The organism is Aeromicrobium sp. JP4 (assembly GCF_054957925.1).
Genome location: NZ_CM143290.1, coordinates 1,505,440 through 1,527,697, shown reverse-complemented (window position 1 = coordinate 1,527,697; position 22,258 = coordinate 1,505,440). Strand labels below are relative to the sequence as shown.

Sequence of the window (22,258 nt, the reverse complement as noted above, 5' to 3'; positions counted from 1 at the left end):
AGGGTCAGGTCATGCCTGTCGATCCCACCGGAGCCGACCTCAAGCGCTTCCTCGCCGAGGACCCCGGCGGCCCCGTCGTGATGCTCAACCTGCTCCAGTTCCGCGAGGACGGGGCGTCGTCCTACCGCGAGTACACCGAGCGCATCGGCCCGTTCCTGGAGAAGGTCGGCGGCGAGGTGATCCACGCCGGTGACCTGGGCACCGCGCTGGTCGCCCCCGACGGGTGGTCGTGGGACGCGCTCCTGCTCGTGCGCTACCCGTCACGCCAGGCGTTCAGCGAGATGGTCGCCGACCCGGAGTACCAGCAGATCACCGGTCTGCGCACCGCCGCGCTCGACGAGGCCGTCCTGCAGGCCGGCGTCCCCTGGCCGATTTGAGTCCAGCACCCCTTTCGGCGTAGACTTGTGTGTCGGCCTTGTCGGGCCGTATCCCCATGCCCTCCGGCAGACCTTTCGAGGTGGGGACACGTGCGTGTCAGGTCGATCAGTCGATACGAAGAAGTTGAGGTGTATGGCGAAAAAAGAAGGCGTCATCGAGATGGAGGGTGCGGTCGTCGAGGCCCTGCCCAACGCGATGTTCCGGGTCGAGCTGGCCAATGGCCACAAGGTCCTGGCGCACATCAGCGGCAAGATGCGCCAGCACTACATCCGGATCCTCCCCGAGGACCGGGTCGTGGTGGAACTCTCGCCGTACGACCTCAGCCGCGGACGCATCGTCTACCGCTACAAGTGACAACTAAAAATCCCCCACGTTCAGTTCGTACCGAAGAGAGAGCTTCTCGATGAAGGTCAACCCGAGCGTGAAGAAGATCTGTGACAAGTGCAAGGTGATTCGTCGCCACGGCCGCGTCATGGTGATCTGCGAGAACCCGCGCCACAAGCAGCGCCAGGGCTGAGCAGAGAGCTTCTTCTTCAACGCAGCACCCTGAACATCTGACGGCTCATCCGGGCCCCGCCACCAGGCGGAGTCCCGGGTGTCACCTCCGGCGCAGAGGCCGGAGCTCGATCGAGGCGATCGAGGTGCCCCAGGTGACGACACCTCTGCCGAACCGAAAGGAACTGCCAGCACATGGCACGCCTCGTCGGAGTGGATCTGCCGCGCGAAAAGCGCGTGGTGATCGGACTCACGTACATCTTCGGTGTCGGTCGCACTCGTGCGATCGAGACCCTCGCCGCCACCGGCATCGACCCCAACACCCGCGTTCACGAGTTGAACGACGACCAGCTCGTCGCACTCCGTGACCACATCGAGGCGAACTACCAGGTCGAGGGTGACCTGCGCCGCGAGGTCACCGCGGACATTCGCCGCAAGATGGAGATCGGCTCGTACCAGGGCCGCCGTCACCGTGCGCACCTGCCCGTTCGCGGCCAGCGCACCAAGACCAACGCGCGCACCCGCAAGGGCCCGAAGCGCACCGTCGCCGGAAAGAAGAAGTGAGGTAGCCGATGCCCCCGAAGAACTCCGGCGCCAAGAAGGTGCGCCGCAAGGAAAAGAAGAACGTCGTTCAGGGCGAGGCCCACATCAAGAGCACGTTCAACAACACGCACGTGACGATCACCGACCCCAGCGGTGCGGTGATCGCGTGGGCCTCCGGCGGAACCGTCGGCTTCAAGGGCTCGCGCAAGTCGACTCCGTACGCCGCCGGCATGGCCGCCGAGGCCGCCGGACGTCAGGCGATGGACCACGGCATGAAGAAGGTCGACGTCTTCGTCAAGGGCCCCGGCTCCGGACGTGAGACCGCGATCCGGTCGCTCAGCGGCGTCGGCCTCGAGGTCGGCACCATCTCTGACGTGACCCCCAGCCCGCACAACGGCTGCCGTCCGCCCAAGCACCGTCGTCTCTGACGCGTCGTCGACTTTTCCTCAAGGAGTAATCAACCATGGCCCGTTACACCGGACCTCTCACCAAGAAGTCGCGCCGTTACGGCGTCGACCTCGTTGGTGGGGACAAGGCCTTCGAGCGCCGTCCGTACGCGCCCGGCCAGCACGGCCGCACCCGCGTCAAGGAGTCGGAGTACCGCACCCAGCTGCAGGAGAAGCAGAAGGCGCGCTACACCTACGGCGTCCTCGAGAAGCAGTTCCGCAAGTACTACGAGCTGGCCTCGCGCCGTCCCGGCAAGACCGGTGACAACCTGCTCAGCCTGCTCGAGAGCCGCCTGGACAACGTCGTCTACCGTGCCGGCCTGGCCCGCACGCGTCGTCACGCCCGTCAGCTGGTGACCCACGGTCACTTCCTGGTCAACGGCGTGAAGACGAACATCCCGTCGTTCCAGGTCAGCAAGCACGACATCATCGACGTCAAGGCCAAGAGCCTGGAGACCACGCCGTTCATCGTCGCGCGTGAGACCCACGACGCCGACACCGTGCCCGGCTGGCTCGACGTCTCGCCCGATCGCGGTCGCATCCTGGTGCACCAGCGCCCGGTCCGCGAGCAGATCACCGTGCCGATCCAGGAACAGCTCATCGTCGAGTTCTACTCGAAGATCTGATCCACCTCATCTGTCCACTTACCCGGCCCTCAAATAGCGGTGGGTCCGGAAAGGAAGAACCATGCTGATCGCCCAGCGCCCCGTCCTGTCCGAAGAGGTCGTCGACGAGTTCCGTTCGCGGTTCGTCATCGAGCCCCTGGAGCCCGGATTCGGCTACACCCTCGGCAACTCGCTGCGTCGTACGCTGCTGTCGTCGATCCCGGGTGCGGCCGTCACCTCGATCAAGATCGACGGTGTCCTCCACGAGTTCTCGACCATCGAGGGCGTCACCGAGGATGTCACCGAGATCATCCTCAACCTGAAGAACCTCGTGGTCTCCTCGACCATCGACGAGCCCGTCGTGATGTACCTGCGCGCCGACGAGGCCGGTGACGTCACCGCCGCCGCGATCACGCCGCCGGCCGGTGTGGAGGTCCACAACCCGGACCTGCACGTCGCCACGCTGAACGGCAAGGGTCGCCTCGAGATCGAGCTGGTCGTCGAGCGTGGCCGCGGCTACGTCTCGGCCGTCCAGAACAAGACCGGCGACGAGGAGATCGGCCGCATGCCGGTCGATTCGATCTACAGCCCCGTGCTGAAGGTCACCTACAAGGTCGAGGCCACCCGAGTCGAGCAGCGCACCGACTTCGACAAGCTGATCATCGACGTCGAGACCAAGGCCTCGATCCTGCCGCGCGACGCGATCGCGTCGGCCGGGTCCACCCTGGTCGAGCTGTTCGGACTGGCCCGCGAGCTGAACGTCGAGGCCGAGGGCATCGACATCGGTCCCTCGCCGGTCGACGAGCAGCTGGCTGCCGACCTCGCCCTGGCGATCGAGGACCTGGACTTCACCGTCCGTTCCTACAACTGCCTCAAGCGCGAGGGCATCCACACGGTGGGTGAGCTGATCACGCGCAGCGAGCAGGACCTGCTGGACATCCGCAACTTCGGATCGAAGTCGATCGATGAGGTCAAGGCCAAGCTCGCCGAGCTCGGTCTCTCCCTCAAGGACAGCCCGTCGGGATTCGACCCGTCCGCCGTCATCGACAACTTCGACGAGGACGCCAGCTTCGCCGAGGACGAGCAGTACTGAACTGCTCTGACACCACTGATTCAGGAGTAACGACATGCCCACCCCCACCAAGGGTCCTCGCCTCGGCGGCAGCCCCTCGCACCAGCGGCTGATCCTGGCGAACCTGGCCCAGAGCCTGTTCGAGCACGGCCGCATCACGACGACCGAGGCCAAGGCGAAGCGCCTGCGCCCGTACGCCGAGCACCTCATCACCAAGGCCAAGACCGACACGGTGGCCAACCGCCGCCACGTCGTGAAGGTCATCCGTGACAAGGGTGTCCTGCACACCCTCTTCACGGAGATCGGCCCGGCCATGGCCACCCGTCCGGGCGGCTACACGCGCATCACGAAGATCGGTCCGCGCAAGGGCGACAACGCCCCCATGGCCGTCATCGAGATCGTCGAGGCCAAGGAGTTCGAGCCCCAGTCGCAGAAGAAGGCGACGAAGGCCGAGTCCGCTCCGGTCGTCGAGGAGGCCCCGGTCGAGGAGACCGTGACCGACGAGACCACCGAGGCGCCCGCCGAGGAGACCGTCGAGGTCACCGAGGCTCCCGCCGACGAGGCCGTCGCCGAGGAGGCCCCCGCGGCCGCCGGGGACGAGACCAAGTAACAGCTCCGCACGCAGCGCCCACCCCGCACGGGGTGGGCGCTTCGTCGTTCCCGGGCCCTTCGTCGATCGAGGCAGGGAATCGGGCGCTTTCGGGATATGATCTGCGGGGCCCCTCGGCGGTGAGGCGCCAGTTGACTCGGGGAAGGCCCACCACATGACGCAGCGCCTGCGCCGTCCACTCACTCTCGTCGTCCCGCTGGTGACGTCGCTCGCCCTGGCCGGGGGTGCGATGGCAGCGGTGGCCCAGACCGAGCCGGTCGAGCCGGCGCCGCTCAACACCACCGAGCTGGAGCAGCCCGCGCGCGGCATCATCGTCAAGCTCGCTGACGACACCGACGCCGAGGTCGCCGACCTCGCCGACGACGTGGCCGCCGAGCTGCCCGACGGCGTCGGCGTCGCCGACTCGACGTCCGGCACCCAGGACCTCGGCGTGCTCGACCTGTCCGAGCAGGTCGACGCGACCGACCTCGACGATGCGATCGAGGAGCTCAACGCCGATCCCGCGGTCGAGTGGGCCGTGCCCAACGGCGTGCGCCTGCCGTCGGCCACCGCCAACGACCCGTACTTCACGAACAACTCGCTGTGGAACCTCACCGGCTCCTGGGGCGTCCAGGCGAACCGCGCCTGGGACATCAGCACCGGCTCGCCGAACGTGCGGGTGGCCGTGCTCGACACCGGAGCGATCCTGGGCCACCCCGACCTGTCGGGTCAGTTCGTGGCGGGCCGCGACTTCGTCGACGACGAGTACGACTGCATGAACCGCTCGTGCTCGCGCATCGCCTACCGTCGCTCCTACGTGAGCGCGAACGATCGCAGCAGCTGGGACGCGAACGCCGCCGACCCGGGCGACGGACGCCAGAACGGCAGCATGTGCCCGTACCTGTCCGGCGGCCGCAGCAGCTGGCACGGCACCCACGTGGCGGGCACGATCGCCGCGAAGCGCAACAACAGCACCGGCGTGGTCGGCATCGCCCCCACCGTGAAGGTGCAGCCCGTGCGCGTCCTGGGCCGCTGCGGCGGCACCGACTGGGACATCGCGATGGGCATCCTGTGGGCCTCCGGCGCGAACGTGACCTCCTACGACGGGCGTCGTCACGGCTCGATCCCGGTGAACCGCGCACCCTCGAAGGTCATCAACCTCTCGCTGGGCGGGTACACCCCCGACCGGGCGTACGTCCGTGAGATGTGCCAGTTCTACGGCCAGATCTCCTCGATCGCACGCAAGCGCGGCTCGACGCTCGTCGCGGCTGCCGGCAACAACTTCGGCAACCACGCCTACAACGTCCCGTCGTCGTGCCCGGGCTTCATCTCCGTGGCCGCCACGGACAGGAACGGCAACCGCGCGTCGTTCTCGAACCACGGTGCCGGTATCGACGTCGCGGCGCCGGGTGTCGGCATCCCGTCGACCTACAACGACGGCCAGTACGCGCCGGGCGGAAACACCTACGCGGCGATGGACGGCACCAGCATGGCTGCCCCGGCGGTCGCGGCGACCGCGGCGCTGGCCTACTCGGTGGGCATCACGAGCCCCGATGTCGTCGAGCGGGTCCTGAAGGCCACCGCGCGCCGTGCGGCGAGCTGCGCCGCCTCCTCCTGCGGGGCCGGTGTCGTGAACGCGCACGGCGTGCTGACCGCGAAGGCGCCCCTCACGGCGCCCGGCCTCAGGGGCTCGGCGCGTCCGGGACGCACTCTCGTGGCGAGTCCCGGTCGCTGGCGCAACGGCGCGACGGTCCGCCTCACCTGGTTCCGCGGCTCGAAGGCTGTGCGCACCGGCAGCACGTACCGCGTGACGAAGGCCGACCTCGGCAAGCGGGTCACCGTGCGGGCCACGGCCACGAACGGCTCGGGCGGCATCTTCCACCAGCGCTCGGTCGTGGTGAAGTCCAAGTCGCGCCTGAAGTTCGCGGTGCCGTCGAAGTTCAGCAAGTCCAAGCGCGTGAAGCTGACCGTCAAGGTGACGGCGCCCTACGTGCGGGCCACCGGCACGATCCGCGTGTACGACGGCAAGAAGCGGATCGCGGTCAAGAAGATCTACTCGAAGAACAAGGGCAAGGTCACGATCAAGCTGCCCAAGATCAAGAAGAAGGGCAAGCACCGGATCCGCGTCATCTACTCCGGTAGCGCCAAGGTCAGCAGCGCCCAGAAGAGCAAGGTCGTCCGCGTCCGCTGAGCTGAGGGCGGTGGGGCTTCTGTGACACGTGGGATTTGCCCTATCCTGCTGAGGTCGTTCCCGTCGGGGAACCCTCGAGTCAGGACCACCGTGCGCCGCAGCCTCGCCCTCTCCGCCCTGCCCGCTCTCCTCGTCGCGTCGGCGCTGGTGTCCACGGGCGCGTCCGCGGCCCCGTCGCCCGAGCCGGCGGGGGCGCAGTCGCCCGCCGCGAAGCAGGCGCCACGCGTCGCGCGCGGCCTGATCGTGAAGGCCACGTCCGCGACGAAGGCGCGCCGCACCTCGCTGGCGCGCAGCGCCGAGACCGAGTTGCCGACCGCAGTCGACGTGGCCACCACCGTGCCGGCGCCCCAAGGGCTTTCACTGCTGCGCTTCGAGCGGCCGGTGCCGGTCGAGGACCTCGCGGCGGCCGTCGAGGCGGTCGAGGATCGCGCCGACGTGGAGTGGGTCCTGCCGGACACCCTGCGCACGGTCTCGAGCGCACCCCCGGTGAGTGTGAACGACCCGTACTTCACCCAGCAGGGCAACCTGTGGGACACCCGCGACGAGATCGACGGGGTGTCGACCAATGGTGGCTACACGACGAAGGCCCCGGCGCTCTGGCGTGCCACCCAGGGCAGCAGCTCTGTGGTCGTCGCCGTGATCGACACGGGCATCACGAGCCACCCCGACCTCGCCGGCCAGACCGTGGCGGGCTACGACTTCGTCGACGACGAGTGCACGCCGGTGGAGGAGAACTGCTACTACGACGAGACCTACGTGAACGCCGGAGACGGCAGCGGCTGGGACGCCGACCCCTCCGACCCGGGCGACTGGCTGGACGAGGACCTCGTGACGCGGTGCGGGCTTCCCGAGGGCGAGGACCCCGCGGACTACGTCATGCCGAGCTCATGGCACGGCACGCACGTCGCAGGCACCATCGCCGCGAAGGCGAACAACGGCATCGGTGTGGCGGGGGTGGCGCCGGGCGTGAAGGTGCAGCCGGTGCGGGTGCTCGGTCACTGCGGCGGGTGGGACTCCGACATCGCGGCGGGCATCCTCTGGGCCGCCGGGTACGACCTGCGTGACTACGGCGTGCCCCTGAACCGGACGCCGGCCCGGGTCATCAACCTCTCGCTCGGCGGGGAGTCCGAGGACCCGGCCGAGGTGGAGTACTTCTGCGAGTACTACGGCGGCGTGGCCGCCGACGCTCGCGCCAAGGGTGCCACCCTGGTGGCCGCGGCGGGCAACGCGTCGTGGGACGAGATCTTCCCGGTCGCGAACAGCGTCCCCGCGTCCTGCGAGGGCTACCTGACCGTCACGGCGACGAGCGACACGGGCCACCGGGCCTGGTACTCGACGGCCGGCCCCGGGTCCGACCTCGCCGCCCCCGGCGGTGACCAGCAGGTCGACGGGGGCAGCGACGAGCGCGGCATCCTCTCCACGATCAACCAGGGCTCGACCACGCCGGCGGCCGCCGGCTACGGCTGGTACCAGGGCACGAGCATGGCCGCCCCGGCCGTGTCCGCCGGTGCGGCGCTGCTGTACTCACTCGGCCTCACGAGCCCGGCGCAGGTCGAGGCGAAGCTCAAGGCAGCCGTGCAGCCGTTCTCGCCCGTGGACAAGGGTCCGCAGGAGATCGGCGGTGGTGTCCTCACGACCGACACGCTGAACTGCACCACGAGCGGTCGCACCGCGTGCGGCACCGGCATCCTCGACCTCTCGAAGGTCACGGCGCCACTGGGCGCGCCGGCGATCTCGGGCACGCGCAAGCCCGGGGGAGTGCTGCGGGCGACCTCGCGCGGCCTGACGAACCAGGGCGGCACGTCCGCGATCACCTGGTGGCGCGGATCGACGCGGATCGGGTCGGGCGCGAGCTACCGGATCACCGGAGCCGACCTCGGTCGCACGCTCACCGCTCGCGACACGGTCGTGTCGGGGAGCTTCGCGGGCGTGTACCGCGCCGGCTCGGTCGCGGTGCCGAAGACCAAGGCCAGGGCCCGGGTGTCGATGTCCATCTCCTCGAGCCTCAAGCGCACGAAGCGCGCGCGCCTGGTCGTGCGGGTCTCTGCGCCGCTCGTCCGTCCGACCGGCACGATCCGGGTCTACGACGGCTCGAAGCGCATCGCCACGAAGAGCTTGTACGCGAAGAACGGCGGCAAGGTGGCGGTCCTGCTGCCAAAGATCACGAAGAAGGGCAAGCACCGGATCCGCGTGATCTACTCCGGCGACGGGGTCACCACGTCGGCGCAGAAGAGCAAGGTGGTCCGCGTCCGCTGACGGTCAGGCGAAGTGGTCGCCGCGTCCGATCCGGACCGGCCCCTTTGCCGTCGTCGCGGTGACGGGCTCGCCGCGCTGGGTGACCACCACGGCGCCGGCCTCCGCGAGGGCGTCGGCGACCTGGCGCACCGCGTCCATGCGACTGCGCCAGTGCTCGCCGCCCACCACCCGGGCGACGTCGCTGGGGCAGATCGTGGTGCCGTCGCGGTGACGCAGGAGGGCTCGGACCGCCGCCTCGGCGCGAGCGGCGATCGAGTAGTCGGTCGGCGTCTCCCACCAGGGACGCCCTCGCTCGCCGAGGGCGACCTTCGCATCGCCGACACGGTCGCGGGCGTCCGGCTCGCCGGCCTTCACCGCGCGCCGCGCGCTCATCAGCTCGTCGACGAGCTCCTGGCGCAGCGGGCCGGGGATCTCGGGATCGCTCGCCCGCCACCGGCGCCCGCCGATCACCAGGAAGCGACCGTCGGGGGTTCGCTCCGGCTCGTTCGTGTCCGCCATCGTCCCTCCCTGTCCGACGCCTCGACGCTAGCCGAGCGCGGCCGCGGACGCAGCGAGCGGCGGGCTCAGCGAACGCCGAGGGGTCCGGCGAGGGGAAGCCCCCACGGCAGAGCGGCGTGCTCGTCGCGCAGCGCCTCCAGGGGTGCGATGAGGTGCTGCGGCATGGCGGTCGTGCGGCGGGTGGTGAGGTCGACGTGCAGCTCGAGGAACTCCAGCGTGTTGGCCACGGTCCCGCGGGAGCGGTTCACCAGGATCGTCTGGGCGTGCAGCGCCTTCGCGCTCACGCCCAGTAGGCGCAGGTGCACCGAGAGCTCGTCGCCGACGAGCGACTCGTCGAGGAACTTGATGTGGTGCTCGACGCTGAAGACGCTGTGGCCCGTGCGGTCGCGGTAGTCCTCGTCGAAGCCCAGCCGCTGGAACGCGGCGTCGCCGGCCTCCATGTGCAGCCGGTAGTAGTGGCCGACGTTGACGTGGCCGTTGCCGTCCTCGAACTCGGGGAGGGCGACCAGCGAGAGGGCGGTGCCGAGGGCATCGATCTGGTCCACGGTGGGCCGGGCGACGGTGTGCATGGCCGCCACCCTACCCAGAGTTGAATCCCGCCTCATGTGCGGTGCGGGACGTCCGGGGTGGTCAGGTCGGGGGCCCGCGGGATACTCTATTAAAATTGAACCCAAGTTCACCTTGTGACGCAGCCCCATGAGGCGCGTCACACCGAGATTGATCGAAGGACGACGCATGGTCAACATCGTTTCGCGGGTCTGGGCCCACGCCGACTCCGAGCCGGACCGGGTGGCGATCCGCTCACCCCGGACGATCACGTTCGGTGAGCTGCGTGAGACGAACCAGCGCGTGGCCGGCGCGGTGCGCTCGGCCGGCCTGGCTCCGCTCGACCGCGTGCTGTTCATCGCCCCGACGATCCCCGAGTTCCCCGAGGTCTACTACGGCCTCCATGCCGCGGGCGTGACCGTGACGACGATGAACGTGATGTCCACGGCCCCGGAGATCGGCTACGTGCTCGACGACTCGGGTGCCACGCTCGTCATCGCGTGGCACGAGTGCTCCGACGCGGCCCGCGCCGCGGCCGCCGACCGCGGCATCGAGCTGTGGGAGCTGCGCCCCGGGCTGGAGCTCCCGGGCGAGCCGCTGCTGGAGGCGCACGACCATGCGCCGGACGACACGGCGATCATCCTCTACACCTCAGGCACCACGGGCCGGCCGAAGGGCGCCGAGCTCACGGCCGCAAACCTCGACCGCACGGTCGACTCGTTCCTGCCCGTGCTGGAGCTGACGGGTGAGGACCGCTTCGGCACCGCGCTGCCGCTGTTCCACGTCTTCGGCCAGGCCGTCTGCATGAACACGGCCCTCGCGATCGGCGCGTCCTTCTCGCTGCTGTCGCCGTTCGACCCCGCGAAGATGCTCGACATGGTCAAGCAGGACCAGCTGACCACGGTCTCGGGCGTCCCCACGATGTGGAACGCGATGCTGCACGCCCAGGGTGACTGGCAGCCCGAGGACTTCGCCTCGCTGCGGATGGCCAGCTCGGGCGGCGCGTCGCTGCCCGTCGAGGTGATCCGCGCGTTCACCGACCGGTTCGGCTGCACGATCCTCGAGGGCTACGGCCTGACCGAGACGACCGGCGCCGCGACGTTCAACGACATCCACCGCGAGCAGCGCACCGGCACCACCGGACCGACGCTGCCCGGCACCGAGGTCGAGATCCGCGACGGCAGCGGCCAGGTGCTCGCGCCGGGCGAGGTCGGCGAGGTCTTCATCAAGGGCCCGACCGTGATGAAGGGCTACTGGAACCGCCCCGAGGCCAACGCCGCCGAGCTGAAGGACGGCTGGCTCAAGTCCGGCGACCTCGGCTCGGTCGACGCCGACGGGTACCTCACGATCGTGGACCGCGTGAAGGACCTCGTGATCCGCGGCGGCTACAACGTCTACCCGCGCGAGGTGGAGGAGGTGCTCTATGAGCACCCCGACATCGTCGAGGTCGCCGTCGTCGGGATCCCCGACGACCACTACGGCGAGGAGATCGCCGCGGTGATCGCCCTGGCGCCCGGCGCAGAGCTGACCGGCGAGGACCTCCGCGCCTGGGCGAAGCAGCGACTCTCGGCCTACAAGGTCCCGCGCATCTACTCGTTCGTCGACGCGCTGCCCAAGGGCGCCACGGGCAAGATCCTCAAGCGCTCGATCGACAAGGACCAGCTGCGCGAGATCGCGCACGCCGCGTCCCGGGCGCAGGCCCGGTGAGCGACAACGACGCCCGCGTCGTCGCCTCGGCCGAACCGCCCCGCGCGGTGCTGTTCGACTTCGGGGGAGTCCTCACCGGCAGCGTCTTCGCCTCGTTCGAGCGCTTCAGCCGCGAGGAGTGCGGCGATCCCGACGCGCTCGTGCGGGCGCTGACCGACGACGAGGAGGCGCGGGCCGCCCTCGTCGACCACGAGTGCGGCCGCATCGAGGACGAGGCGTTCGAGGAGGCGGTCGCCCGCGCCCTCGCGGTACGCGGGGCCACCGTGGAGCCCCAGGGCCTGATCGCCCGCATGCAGCGCGACCTGCACCCCGATCCCGCGATGACGGCGCTCGTGCGACGACTCAAGGACGAGGGCATCGCGGTGGCGCTGGTCTCGAACTCGCTCGGTCGCGACTGCTACACGGGGCACGGCCTCGACGAGCTGTTCGACGTCCAGGCCATCTCGGGCCGCGAGGGGGTCCGCAAGCCGTCGCGTGCGCTGTACGAGATCGCGTGCGAGCGGCTGGGTGTCCGGCCCTCCGAGGCGATCATGATCGACGACCTCGCGATGAACATCCGCGCGGCCGCGGCGCTGGGCCTGGGCGGGATCGTGCACCGCGACGCCGCCGAGACGATCACCGCGCTCACGGAGCTGCTCGGGCTGGCGCCCGGAACGCTGGACGCGGATTCGTCGGTCCCAACGACTTGAAGTTGAGTCCGACTTCAGATTATGATGACGGGGCACTGTGAACCACGTCACTCGACTCGGAGGAACAGCATGGACATCAACGGCAAGGTCGCCGTCGTCACCGGAGCCGGTGGCGGCATCGGCGCCGCCCTGGCCGACGCGCTGGTCGCCGGCGGCGCGCGCGTCGTCCTCGCGGACCTGAAGGCCGACGGCGTCGAGTCCGTGGCCGCCCGCCTCAACGAGGCCACGCCCGGCTCGGCCGTGGCGGTCGCCGGTGACGTGTCCCGCACCGACCAGATCGAGAAGCTCGTCGCCGCCGCCGAGGAGTCCTTCGGCCCGGTCGACATCTACTTCGCCAACGCCGGAGTCGGCGGGGGAGTGGACCTGGACGCCTCCGAGGAGGACTGGGACCTCGCCCACCAGGTCAACGTCATGGCCCACGTGCGCGCGGCTCGCCTGCTCGTCCCCGGCTGGGTCGAGCGCGGCCAGGGCTACTTCGTCTCGACCGCCTCGGCGGCCGGGCTGCTCACGCAGATCGGCTCGGCGACCTACTCGGTCTCCAAGCACGGTGCCGTGGCCTTCGCCGAGTGGCTCTCGATCACGTACGGCGACCAGGGAGTCGCCGTCAGCTGCCTGTGCCCCATGGGCGTCAACACCGACATGCTCACCGGCGGCGCCCCCATCACCAACGAGACGCAGCGCCGTGCCGCGCAGGCCGTCACCGACGCCGGTGGCGTGCTCGAGGCCGACGAGGTGGCCGCGATCGTGCTGCGGGCCATGGAGGCCGAGCAGTTCCTCATCCTGCCGCACCCCGAGGTCGCGGTGTTCCAGTCGCGCAAGACCGGCGACATCGATCGCTGGCTCGCCGGCATGCGCCGCTACCAAGCCTCCCTCGCCTGATCCCCCTCACCCTGATTCCACCTCGTCGAGACCCGACGCGACCAGCAAGGAGCTGACCCCATGCATTTCGAACTCTCCGACACCGCCAAGGAGTACCAGGAGCGGTTGCTCGCCTTCATGGACGAGCACGTCTACCCGGCCGAGGCCGTGTACCACCAGCAGATGGCGGAGTCGGGGAACCCGAACTTCCACCCGCCGGTGCTGGAGGACCTCAAGAAGACGGCGCGTTCGCTGGGTCTGTGGAACCTGTTCCACCCGCACAAGAACGAGGAGTGGGGCTCGCCCGGCCTCAGCAACCTCGAGTACGCGCCGTTGGCGGAGATCACGGGACGGAGTCCGTACCTGGCTCCTGAGGCGATCAACTGCAACGCTCCTGACACCGGGAACATGGAGGTGCTGCAGCTGTTCGGCACCGAGGAGCACAAGGAGAAGTACCTCAAGCCGCTGCTCGCGGGCGAGATGGCGTCGGCGTTCTGCATGACCGAGCCGGCGGTGGCCTCCTCGGACGCGACGAACGTGGAGCTGCGGATGGTTCCCGACGGCGACGAGTACGTGCTGAACGGTCGCAAGTGGTTCGCGTCGAACGCGTTGCACGCGAACTGCAAGGTCCTGATCGTGATGGGCAAGACCAACCTCGAGGCCGAGACCCACCGTCAGCAGTCGATGATGGTCGTCCCGATCGACACCCCCGGCGTCACCGTGGTCCGCGGTCTGCCGGTGTTCGGCTACCTGGACCGTGAGGGCCACGCCGAGATCCTGTTCGAGGACGTGCGTGTTCCCAAGACGGCGCTGCTGGCCGGTGAGGGCGACGGCTTCATGATCAGTCAGGCCCGCCTCGGGCCGGGCCGGATCCATCACTGCATGCGCTCGATCGGCATGGCTGAGCGTGCGCTGGACCTGATGATCGACCGCGCCCAGTCGCGGACCACGTTCGGTCAGCCGGTCGCTGACCGCGCGAACATCCAGGACTGGATCGCCGAGGCCCGCATCGAGATCGAGGCGACCCGTCTGCTGGTGCTCAAGACCGCGTGGCTGATGGACACCGTGGGCAACCAGAAGGCCCGGGTCGAGATCGCCGCGATCAAGGTCAAGGCGCCCGAGATCGCGCTGAAGATCATCGACCGCGCGATCCAGGTCCACGGCGGCGGTGGCGTCACCGACGACTTCCCGCTCGCGTCGTTCTACGCCCACCAGCGCACCCTGCGGATCGCCGACGGACCCGACGAGGTCCACAAGCGCACCCTCGCCCGCGTCGAGCTGCGCCGCCGCACCAACGAGCGCGACGCTCGCGCCTGACCCCCGCGACGGGTGGCTGGGGACGCTTTCCCTGTTCCCAGCCGCCCGGTGGGGCGGTACTACACCCCACGAACTGAACTTGATTTCAACTATGAATTAGGGTGTGACGGACGGCATACGGCCGGTCCGCGCAGCCCCCTGAGCACCCCGAGACCCCCCGAACTTCCAGGAGATCGACCAATGCTGATGGAGACGATGTGACATGAAATGGCGTCGGTTCCTGGTGTCCCGGCTCGTCCGGCTCGCCTTCGTGCTGGTGGCGATCACCACCCTCACCTTCCTGATGATGCACCTCGCCCCGGGCGATCCCGCCCGGCTCGTGGCCGGCATGGACGCGGACGAGCAGGCCGTGCAGGTGGCTCGTGAGCGCCTCGGCCTCGACCAGCCCATGTACCAGCAGTTCCTCGACTACGTGGGCGGACTCCTGCGCGGTGACATGGGCACGTCCTTCGCGACGAACCAGCCCGTCACCGCCGAGATCGCCCAGAAGATCGGGCCCACCGCCCAGCTGGCCATCTTCGGCATGGCGATCATCCTGCTCGTCGGCCTGCCGATGGGCATCATCGGCGCCGTGATGACCCGCAACGGGCACCGCACGTTCGAGGTCATCTTCAGTGGCTCGACCGGTGCGATGGCCTCGATCCCGCAGTACCTGATCGCGACCTTCCTGGCGTTCTTCTTCGCCGTGACGTGGCAGATCTTCCCGGTGGCCGGCTCCGGCTCGCTCAACGCGGCCGTGCTCCCGGCGATCGCCATCGCGATCCGACCGGCGGCCTCGATCGCCCGACTCGTCCGCGTCCGCACGCTGGAGGTGCTCGAGTCGCCGTACGTCCGCACCGCACGCAGCAAGCGGCTGCCCACGCGCAAGCTCTACCTCGCGCACGTGTTCCCGAATTCGATCACCACGATGCTGGCGATGGGCGGCGTCACGTTCGCCAGCCTGCTCGGCGGCGCGGTGATCGTCGAGCAGGTCTTCGCCCGGCTCGGCCTGGGCACGACCCTCGTCCACAGCGTCCTCGTCGGCGACTACCCGGTCGTGCAGGGCATCGTCCTGCTGCTCGGCTTCGCGGTGGTCGTGGTCAACGCGCTGGTGGACATCATCCTCGGGATCGTCGATCCCCGGACCATGGAGGCGGGCCGATGAAGCAGCACAAGCGCGAGAGCAGCGCCAAGCAGATGTTCCGGGCGTTCCTCGCGACGCCCACCGGCATCATCTCCGGCCTGATCCTGCTGGGCCTCACCGTCCTGGTGATCATGGGCCCGAACGGCTTCGGCGAGCAGGCCGTCGTCAGCGACATGGCGCGCTCGAGCGAGGGTCCGTCCGCGGACTACCGCTTCGGCACCGACGCCCTGGGCCGCGACATCTTCACCCGCACGCTGGCCGCGACCCGGCTCTCGATCCTCTACGCGTCGGCCGCGGTGCTGTTCGCGATGGTGGTCGGCGGGCTCATCGGCGGGCTGATCGCCGCCGGCGGACCTCGCGTCCGCAAGGTCGGCGGCACCGTCATCGACACGATGATGGGCTTCGGCGACATCCTGCTGGCCGTCGTGGTCGTCGCGATCGTCGGCGTCGGCGCCAAGGGTGCCGTGCTGGCCATCGGTGTGGCGTTCACCCCGCACTTCGCCCGCTTCACCTACAGCCTCGTCGACTCGGTCATGGTGCGGGACTACATGTCCGCCGCCCAGGTCGTCGGTGTGAGCAAGTCGGGCATCGGCACCCGGTACGTCGGGCGCAACGTGGCCGACAGCCTCGTGATCGTGACCTTCACGACCGTCGCCGAGGGCATCATGGCGATGTCCTCGCTGAGCTTCCTGGGACTGGGCATCCAGTCGCCGCAGTTCGACTGGGGCCAGATGCTCACCGACGGCGTCAAGAACTTCTACCTCAACCCGTACGCCGCCCTCGTGCCGGCGACGCTGATCCTCATCACCGGCCTCGCGGTCAACCTCTTCGGTGACGCGGTGGCCCGTGCGGTCAACCCCGTGCTGTGGAACGAGCGGCCCAGCCTGTTCCGCTCGAAGTTCCGGCGCTCCAGTGCGGCGACTGCCGCCATCGAGCCCGAGATCACCATCGACCCCGGCATGGAGACCGAGACCAGGAAGGGACGCCCATGAACGACGACATCCTGCTCGACGTGCGCAATCTCTCGATCACCATCGAGGGCCGGGACGACGTCCCGCCGCTCGTGCGCGACGTCTCCTTCTCGCTGAAGCGTGGCGAGATCGTCGGCATCGTGGGGGAGTCCGGAAGCGGCAAGACCCTCACCTCGCTGGCGGTGTCGCGGCTGCTGCCCAAGGGCCTGGCCATGACCGCGGACCGGGTCGACTACGACGGTCACGACCTGGTGAACGGCTCGGACCGCGAGCTGCGGAGCGTGCTCGGCACCGACCTCGCGATGGTCTTCCAGGACCCGATGTCCTCGCTCAACCCCGCCCGCAAGATCGGGGCGCAGATGATCGAGACCGTGCGCGAGCACAAGGGCCTGTCGAAGAAGGAAGCCCGCGACCTGGCCATCCGCAGCCTGGAGGACGTGCGCATCACCGAGCCCGAGAAGCGGCTCAAGCAGTACCCGCACGAGCTCTCGGGCGGCATGCGCCAGCGCACGATGATCGCCATGGGCTTGATGGGCGAGCCGAGCCTGATCCTGGCCGACGAGCCGACCACCGCGCTCGACGTGACGGTGCAGGCGCAGGTCATGCAGCTGCTGTGCGACCTCAACGACCGCAAGGGCAGCGCCGTGCTGCTGATCTCGCACAACATCTCCCTGCTGTCGGAGGTGTGCGACCGGATCATCGTGATGTTCCGCGGCGAGATCGTGGAGGACCTCACCACCGCGAAGCTGCTCTCCGGGCCCGACCACCCCTACACCCAGGGACTGATCCGCGCGGTCCCGGACCTCAACACCGACCGCACCGAGGACCTCGTGACGATCGAGGACGGGCAGTTCGACGTCGAACGGGAGATGAACCATGCTTGAGCTGGAGAACGTCGAAGTCACCTACCCGGGCCCGCCCCCTTTCACGGCGGTCAAGGGCATCAACCTGACCGTCCCCACCGGATCCACCGTGGGCCTCGTCGGCGAGTCCGGCTCGGGCAAGTCGTCCATCGCGCGCGCCGCGATCGGCCTGACGCCCGTGACGAAGGGTCGGATCCTGCTCGACGGCGACGACGTGACCAACCCGAAGGGCAAGGCGCTGCGTCTCCTGCGCGGCAAGGCCCAGCTGGTGTTCCAGGACCCGCACGCCTCGCTCAACCCCCGCATGGAGATCGCGATGGCCGTCCAGGAGGCCGTCAGCGTCGCCACCGGCAAGCGCATCACGTCGCAGTCGTGCGCCGTGACCGCGCTGGACCTGCTGGACAAGGTCGGTGTGCCCAAGGCCGCCATGCGTCGCTACCCCCACCAGCTCTCGGGTGGTCAGCTGCAGCGCGTGTCGATCGCCCGTGCCCTGGCCCTCGAGCCGTCGCTGATGATCCTCGACGAGGTCACCGCGTCGCTCGACGTCTCGGTGCAGGCGCGCATCCTCAACCTGTTGCGCCAGCTGCAGCGCGAGCTCGACGTCTCGATGCTGTACATCTCGCACGACCTGTCGGTGATCCGCTACCTGGCCGATCACGTCTACGTCATGCGGCACGGCGAGATGGTCGAGTCCGGCACGGCCGACGCCGTGTTCGACGCGCCCCAGCAGGAGTACACGAAGGCGTTGCTGTCGGCCGTGCCGACGCTGGGCGGGAGCCGCTGGCGTGCGCGCCACGAGCCCGTCGCCGCGCTCTGATCCTTCCACCCGTCGATCGCTCCCGCGGGAGCGAGAGGAGTCATGACATGAACGCCGTCGATCGCCTCTGGGACCACGCCCGGACCGCTCCGGACAGCATCGCGCTGCGCGTGGGCGACCAGGCCTGGACCTACGCGCAGGTGCGGGACCTCGCCTCCGCCTGGGCCGACCGCCTCGTGCGGGCCGGGATCGAGCCCGGGGACCGGGTGCTGCTGGTGGCGCCGACCTCCCAGGAGTTCGCCGTGGTCCACCAGGCGATCCTCGCCTCGGGCGCGATCGGCGTGACGGTGAACTCCGCGTCGACCGCCGTCGAGCTGGAGTACTTCCTCACCGACGCCGAGTGCTCGCTGGCGATCGCCTGGCACGAGACGGCCGACGTCGCCCGACGGGCCGCCGAGGCCACGGGCATCGAGCTGTGGACCCTGGAGGCCGGTGACATCGAGGTGGGACCGGGCGCCGACCTGGACCTGCCCCGCGCGAGGGAGACCGACGACACCGCCGTCCTGCTCTACACGTCGGGCACCACGGGCAAGCCGAAGGGCGCCGAGCTCACGCACGGCAACCTCGCGGCCTGTGCCGAGATCGTCTCGGGCACGCTCGGGAGCGACAGCTCGGACCGGGTCGGGACGGCGCTGCCGCTCTTCCACGTGTTCGGGCAGGTCTGCGTGATGATGGCGACGTTCCACGTGGGTGCGAGCCTGTCGCTGCTGCGTCCCTTCAGCGGCGAGGCGCTGCTGAGGATGGCCGCCGCCCACCAGCTGACGGTGCTGGCGGGCGTCCCGACGATGTGGAACGCGATGCTCCACGCCGACGTCGACCTCTCGCGCGACGACCTGGCCAGCCTGACCCACGCGCTCTCCGGCGGCGCCGCGCTGCCGCTCGCGGTCGCCGACGCGTTCCGCGAGCGCTTCGGCTGCCGCGTGCTCGACGGCTACGGCCTCAGCGAGACCACGGGCGCCGGCACGTCGGCCAAGCTCAGCGTGCGTCGCAAGGAGGGCTCGGTCGGACCGGCCCTGGCGCGCATGAAGGCGCGCGTCGTCGATCCCGAGGGCAACCCCACGGCACCGGGCGAGCGGGGCGAGGTCGCCCTCGCGGGCCCCGTCATCATGAAGGGCTACTGGCGCCGCCCCGAGGCCACGGCCGAGGTGATGCGCGGCGAGTGGTTCCTCACCGGCGACATCGGCAAGCAGGACGAGGACGGCGACATCTGGATCCTCGACCGGAAGAAGGACCTGGTCATCCGCGGCGGCTACAACGTCTACCCGCGCGAGATCGAGGAGGTCCTCTACACGCATCCCGACCTGCGCGAGGTCGCCGTGATCGGCGTGCCCGACGAGCGGCTGGGGGAGGAGGTCGCGGCCGTGTTCGCGACCCATCCCGGACGCGAGGTCGACACCGCGCAGCTGCGGGCCTGGCTGGAGGAGCGCCTCGCCGCCTACAAGGTGCCGCGCATCTACCAGGAGGTCCGCGAGCTGCCCAAGGGCTCGACCGGCAAGATCCTCAAGCGCCAGCTGGACCGCGGGACGGTCCGGGAGCAGGGCGTGAAGGTCACCCGTGAGAGGAGCATCTCGTGACGCAGCTGATCGAGACCGAGCCCATCGCCCGTTGGATCGAGACCCTCGGCATCGAGGCCGAGGGCCCGCTGAACTTCGAGCGCGTCGGCGCCGGGCAGTCGAACCTGACGTTCCTGGTGACCGACACCGCCGGCCACCGCTGGATCATGCGCCGCCCGCCGCTGGGCAAGCTGCTGGCGTCGGCCCACGACGTGGAGCGCGAGCACCGGATCATGTCCGGACTCCAGGGCACGGGTGTGCCGGTGCCGACGATCCACGGGTTCACCAACGACCCGGCGGTCACCGACGCGCCGCTCATGCTGATGGACTTCGTCGACGGGCGCGTGCTCGACACGATCGAGGCGGTCGAGTCCGTGCCCGAGGAGACGCGCCGCGAGATCGGCCTGTCCCTGGCGTCCACGCTGGGCGAGGTGCACGCCGTCGACCTGGAGAAGGCCGAGCTGGTCGACCTCGCGAGCCACTCGCCCTACGCCGAGCGTCAGCTGCGCCGCTGGCACCGCCAGTGGGAGCAGTCGCGCACGCGTGAGCTGCCCATCGTGGACGACCTGGCCGCGCGGCTGACGGCGAACGTCCCGGGGGACCAGGGGCTGTCGCTGGTGCACGGCGACTTCCACCTCATGAACGTCATCACCGATCCCCGGGCGGGCCGCGTGACCGCGGTGCTCGACTGGGAGCTGTCGACCCTGGGCGACCCGCTGGCCGACCTGGGCGGCCTGCTGGCGTACTGGCCGCAGGCCGACGACGAGATCGTGACCGGCTTCCAGGGCCCGACCCTGCCCGGGTTCCCGACGCGCGCCGAGCTCGTGGAGGAGTACGCGCGGGCCACCGGGCGCGACGTCTCGGCCATCGGCTTCTGGTACGTGCTGGGCCTGTGGAAGATCGCGATCATCGCCGAGGGCGTGCTGCGCCGCTCGATCGACGACCCGCGCAACAAGGCCGTGACCGGGCAGGTCTCGCCCGAGCTGATCGACGCGCTGATGCAGCGGGCCGACCTCGAGGCGCGGGCCGTCGGCCTGTGACCTGAGCCACCCCCCTGCAAGTAAACATGAAACCAAGTTCATATACGATGGTGCGGTGCCGTGCCCCCCGCCGGCAGCCCTGAGTATGTGAGAGGTCGAGCATGAAGTTGAACCACCGAAGCCGCGCGGATCGCCGGTCCGCGCTGCGCCGCGGACTGGGGTCGGCAGCCGTCGTCGCCCTGGCCGTGTCCCTCCTGACCGCGTGTGGCGGCGGCTCGTCGTCGTCCGCCGGCACCTCCGGTGAGGCGCCCGACGAGGCGACGCTGGTGCTGCGCAACGACGTCGACACCTTCGACCCGATGCTGACCGCCGCCGAGCAGGGCGCGGTCCAGATGTACGAGGCGCTCTACGACACGCTCGTGCGCCGCAACTGGAAGACCGGCGAGTACGAGCCCGCGATGGCCACGAAGTGGGAGGCCACCGCCACCAAGATCGACTTCGAGCTCAAGTCGGGCCTGAAGTGCAGCGACGGCTCGGACCTCAAGCCGACCGACATCGCCAACTCGCTCAAGCGCCTGGCCGACCCGAAGACGGGCTCCATCTACACCGGCCGCTTCTTCGGCGCCGGCGGCGTGAAGGAGATCGTCGGCGACGACGCCGCGAACACCGTCTCGGTCGAGGTCAACGAGCCGCACTCGGACCTGATCGACAGCATGGCGACCGCGTTCATCGTGTGCCCGAAGGGCCTCGAGGACACCGAGGCGCTCGCCACGACCCCGCAGGGCTCCGGCCCCTACAAGGTCACCTCGATGAAGCGTGGCGACACATACGAGCTCGAGGCCTGGGGCTCGCCCGCGCTCGAGGACCCCGAGAGCGTCCCGGCGAAGCTGACCTACCGCGTCGTGACCTCCGACTCCACCCGCGCGAACCTCGTCGACACCGACGGCGCCGACATCGTCAGCGTCGTGGGCCGTGACTCCAAGCGCCTCGAGGCGACCGTGGAGCCGATCCAGGGCAAGGCGTTCCAGTCCGACTCGGTCGTGTTCAACCAGCGCGACGGTGCGCCGTTCGCGGACGAGAAGCTGCGCCGCGTCGTGGCGCAGGCGCTCGACGCCGAGTCCTACACGAAGGCGGCGTCGTTCGACGTCGGCGAGGCGATCGACACCCTGGCCACGCCCAACATGGACTGCTACGTCGAGAGCAACGGCGACCTGAAGCCGAAGTTCGACAAGGACCAGGCGAAGGCCGACCTCGAGGCCGCGGGCTACGGTGCCGGCGGCAAGGAGCTCACGGTGCGTCTGCTGGGCTACGACCTGCAGAACTCCGGCCCGGAGTACGTCGCCGACGCGCTGCGCGAGATCGGCATGAAGGTCGAGATCACCAACGGCACGCTGGCCCAGGCCGCGGGCATCGTCTACGGCGACCAGGGGGAGTGGGACCTGCTGGTCTTCCCGATGAACGCCCCCGCGCCGCACCTGTACCCGGCCGTGACGAAGATGAGCTCGAACCTCGGTGAGGGCGGCTCGTACAACTTCGGTCGCATCAAGAACGCCGAGTTCGACAAGTACGCCGCGCTGGCACCCGCGACCACGGGTGACGAGCGGTGCGAGAACTGGAGCAAGGCCGAGGCGGCCCTGCTCGAGCGCGCCGACGTCGTGCCGATGATGTGGCCGATCGCCAACTACTTCTCGAAGGACCTGACCTTCGAGACGGGCTACCGCACCACCGATCTGCGGACGATTCGCGTGAAGGGCTGAGCCT

At 69.5% G+C, this 22,258-nt stretch carries 23 protein-coding genes; 21 read left to right on the top strand and 2 right to left on the bottom strand.

Translation table 11 applies throughout. The features are described from left to right. The first annotated feature begins 11 nt into the window (after positions 1–11). From ACY1JX_RS07530 to ACY1JX_RS07485, 10 genes are all read left to right on the top strand, one after another. Positions 12–377 (top strand): DUF1330 domain-containing protein, encoded by a 366-nt coding sequence (locus ACY1JX_RS07530; RefSeq protein WP_462565744.1) that lies wholly within the window; start codon positions 12–14, stop codon positions 375–377. Positions 378–510: 133 nt separating this feature from the next. Beyond that, positions 511–732, top strand: coding sequence for a translation initiation factor IF-1 (gene infA / locus ACY1JX_RS07525; RefSeq protein ID WP_007078610.1), 222 nt, complete (start codon positions 511–513; stop codon positions 730–732). 49 nt (positions 733–781) lie between these two features. Continuing rightward, the gene (gene rpmJ / locus ACY1JX_RS07520) at positions 782–895 is read left to right on the top strand and encodes a 50S ribosomal protein L36 (RefSeq protein WP_008361054.1); all 114 of its coding nucleotides are present in this window, start codon (positions 782–784) and stop codon (positions 893–895) included. Between the two features lie 173 nt (positions 896–1,068). After that, the gene (gene rpsM / locus ACY1JX_RS07515; protein ID WP_078699100.1) at positions 1,069–1,437 is read left to right on the top strand and encodes a 30S ribosomal protein S13; all 369 of its coding nucleotides are present in this window, start codon (positions 1,069–1,071) and stop codon (positions 1,435–1,437) included. 8 nt (positions 1,438–1,445) lie between these two features. Beyond that, positions 1,446–1,844 (top strand): 30S ribosomal protein S11, encoded by a 399-nt coding sequence (gene rpsK / locus ACY1JX_RS07510; RefSeq protein WP_078699099.1) that lies wholly within the window; start codon positions 1,446–1,448, stop codon positions 1,842–1,844. A gap of 35 nt (positions 1,845–1,879) precedes the next feature. After that, positions 1,880–2,488, top strand: a complete 609-nt coding sequence (gene rpsD, locus ACY1JX_RS07505) for a 30S ribosomal protein S4 (RefSeq protein ID WP_181754489.1) — start codon at positions 1,880–1,882, stop codon at positions 2,486–2,488. Between the two features lie 61 nt (positions 2,489–2,549). After that, on the top strand, positions 2,550–3,560 hold the full coding sequence (locus ACY1JX_RS07500; protein WP_181754490.1) for a DNA-directed RNA polymerase subunit alpha: 1,011 nt from the start codon (positions 2,550–2,552) through the stop codon (positions 3,558–3,560). 34 nt (positions 3,561–3,594) lie between these two features. Continuing rightward, positions 3,595–4,149: a 50S ribosomal protein L17 gene (gene rplQ, locus ACY1JX_RS07495; RefSeq protein WP_462565743.1), complete on the top strand. Its 555-nt coding sequence runs from the start codon at positions 3,595–3,597 to the stop codon at positions 4,147–4,149. A 154-nt stretch (positions 4,150–4,303) separates the two neighbouring features. Further along, positions 4,304–6,319 (top strand): S8 family serine peptidase, encoded by a 2,016-nt coding sequence (locus ACY1JX_RS07490; RefSeq protein ID WP_286927722.1) that lies wholly within the window; start codon positions 4,304–4,306, stop codon positions 6,317–6,319. A gap of 90 nt (positions 6,320–6,409) precedes the next feature. Continuing rightward, on the top strand, positions 6,410–8,575 hold the full coding sequence (locus ACY1JX_RS07485; protein WP_462565742.1) for a S8 family serine peptidase: 2,166 nt from the start codon (positions 6,410–6,412) through the stop codon (positions 8,573–8,575). Between the two features lie 3 nt (positions 8,576–8,578). Here ACY1JX_RS07485 and ACY1JX_RS07480 read toward each other — a convergent pair whose 3' ends face one another. Both ACY1JX_RS07480 and ACY1JX_RS07475 read right to left on the bottom strand, forming a co-directional pair. Continuing rightward, on the bottom strand, positions 8,579–9,073 hold the full coding sequence (locus ACY1JX_RS07480; protein ID WP_462565741.1) for a DUF3253 domain-containing protein: 495 nt from the start codon (positions 9,071–9,073) through the stop codon (positions 8,579–8,581). Between the two features lie 65 nt (positions 9,074–9,138). Further along, the gene (locus tag ACY1JX_RS07475; RefSeq protein WP_181754495.1) at positions 9,139–9,642 is read right to left on the bottom strand and encodes a thioesterase family protein; all 504 of its coding nucleotides are present in this window, start codon (positions 9,640–9,642) and stop codon (positions 9,139–9,141) included. Positions 9,643–9,808: 166 nt separating this feature from the next. Here ACY1JX_RS07475 and ACY1JX_RS07470 point away from each other — a divergent pair, with 166 nt between their 5' ends. From ACY1JX_RS07470 to ACY1JX_RS07420, 11 genes are all read left to right on the top strand, one after another. Continuing rightward, positions 9,809–11,326 (top strand): AMP-binding protein, encoded by a 1,518-nt coding sequence (locus tag ACY1JX_RS07470; RefSeq protein ID WP_462565740.1) that lies wholly within the window; start codon positions 9,809–9,811, stop codon positions 11,324–11,326. Continuing rightward, the gene (locus ACY1JX_RS07465) at positions 11,323–12,015 is read left to right on the top strand and encodes an HAD family hydrolase (protein WP_462565739.1); all 693 of its coding nucleotides are present in this window, start codon (positions 11,323–11,325) and stop codon (positions 12,013–12,015) included. The genes ACY1JX_RS07470 and ACY1JX_RS07465 overlap by 4 nt, the downstream gene beginning before the upstream one ends. Positions 12,016–12,084: 69 nt before the next feature. After that, positions 12,085–12,894, top strand: a complete 810-nt coding sequence (locus tag ACY1JX_RS07460) for an SDR family oxidoreductase (protein ID WP_181754498.1) — start codon at positions 12,085–12,087, stop codon at positions 12,892–12,894. A gap of 60 nt (positions 12,895–12,954) precedes the next feature. Beyond that, positions 12,955–14,190 carry an acyl-CoA dehydrogenase family protein gene (locus tag ACY1JX_RS07455; RefSeq protein WP_286927731.1) on the top strand — a complete coding sequence of 412 codons (1,236 nt, stop codon included), beginning with the start codon at positions 12,955–12,957 and terminating at the stop codon, positions 14,188–14,190. A gap of 202 nt (positions 14,191–14,392) precedes the next feature. Then, entirely contained in the window at positions 14,393–15,334 is a 942-nt protein-coding gene (locus tag ACY1JX_RS07450) for an ABC transporter permease (RefSeq protein ID WP_181754502.1), read from the top strand. After that, positions 15,331–16,305, top strand: a complete 975-nt coding sequence (locus tag ACY1JX_RS07445) for an ABC transporter permease (RefSeq protein WP_181754504.1) — start codon at positions 15,331–15,333, stop codon at positions 16,303–16,305. Before ACY1JX_RS07450 ends, ACY1JX_RS07445 begins: the two co-directional genes overlap by 4 nt. Then, the gene (locus ACY1JX_RS07440; RefSeq protein ID WP_181754506.1) at positions 16,302–17,168 is read left to right on the top strand and encodes an ABC transporter ATP-binding protein; all 867 of its coding nucleotides are present in this window, start codon (positions 16,302–16,304) and stop codon (positions 17,166–17,168) included. Before ACY1JX_RS07445 ends, ACY1JX_RS07440 begins: the two co-directional genes overlap by 4 nt. Next, a complete protein-coding gene (locus tag ACY1JX_RS07435; RefSeq protein WP_181754508.1) occupies positions 17,161–17,964 on the top strand; it encodes an ABC transporter ATP-binding protein in 804 nt (267 codons plus the stop codon). Before ACY1JX_RS07440 ends, ACY1JX_RS07435 begins: the two co-directional genes overlap by 8 nt. 47 nt (positions 17,965–18,011) lie before the next feature. Further along, positions 18,012–19,538 (top strand): class I adenylate-forming enzyme family protein, encoded by a 1,527-nt coding sequence (locus tag ACY1JX_RS07430; protein WP_462565738.1) that lies wholly within the window; start codon positions 18,012–18,014, stop codon positions 19,536–19,538. Continuing rightward, positions 19,535–20,557, top strand: a complete 1,023-nt coding sequence (locus ACY1JX_RS07425; protein ID WP_462565737.1) for a phosphotransferase family protein — start codon at positions 19,535–19,537, stop codon at positions 20,555–20,557. Before ACY1JX_RS07430 ends, ACY1JX_RS07425 begins: the two co-directional genes overlap by 4 nt. Before the next feature lie 101 nt (positions 20,558–20,658). After that, on the top strand, positions 20,659–22,254 hold the full coding sequence (locus tag ACY1JX_RS07420) for an ABC transporter substrate-binding protein (protein WP_462565736.1): 1,596 nt from the start codon (positions 20,659–20,661) through the stop codon (positions 22,252–22,254). Positions 22,255–22,258: the final 4 nt, after the last annotated feature.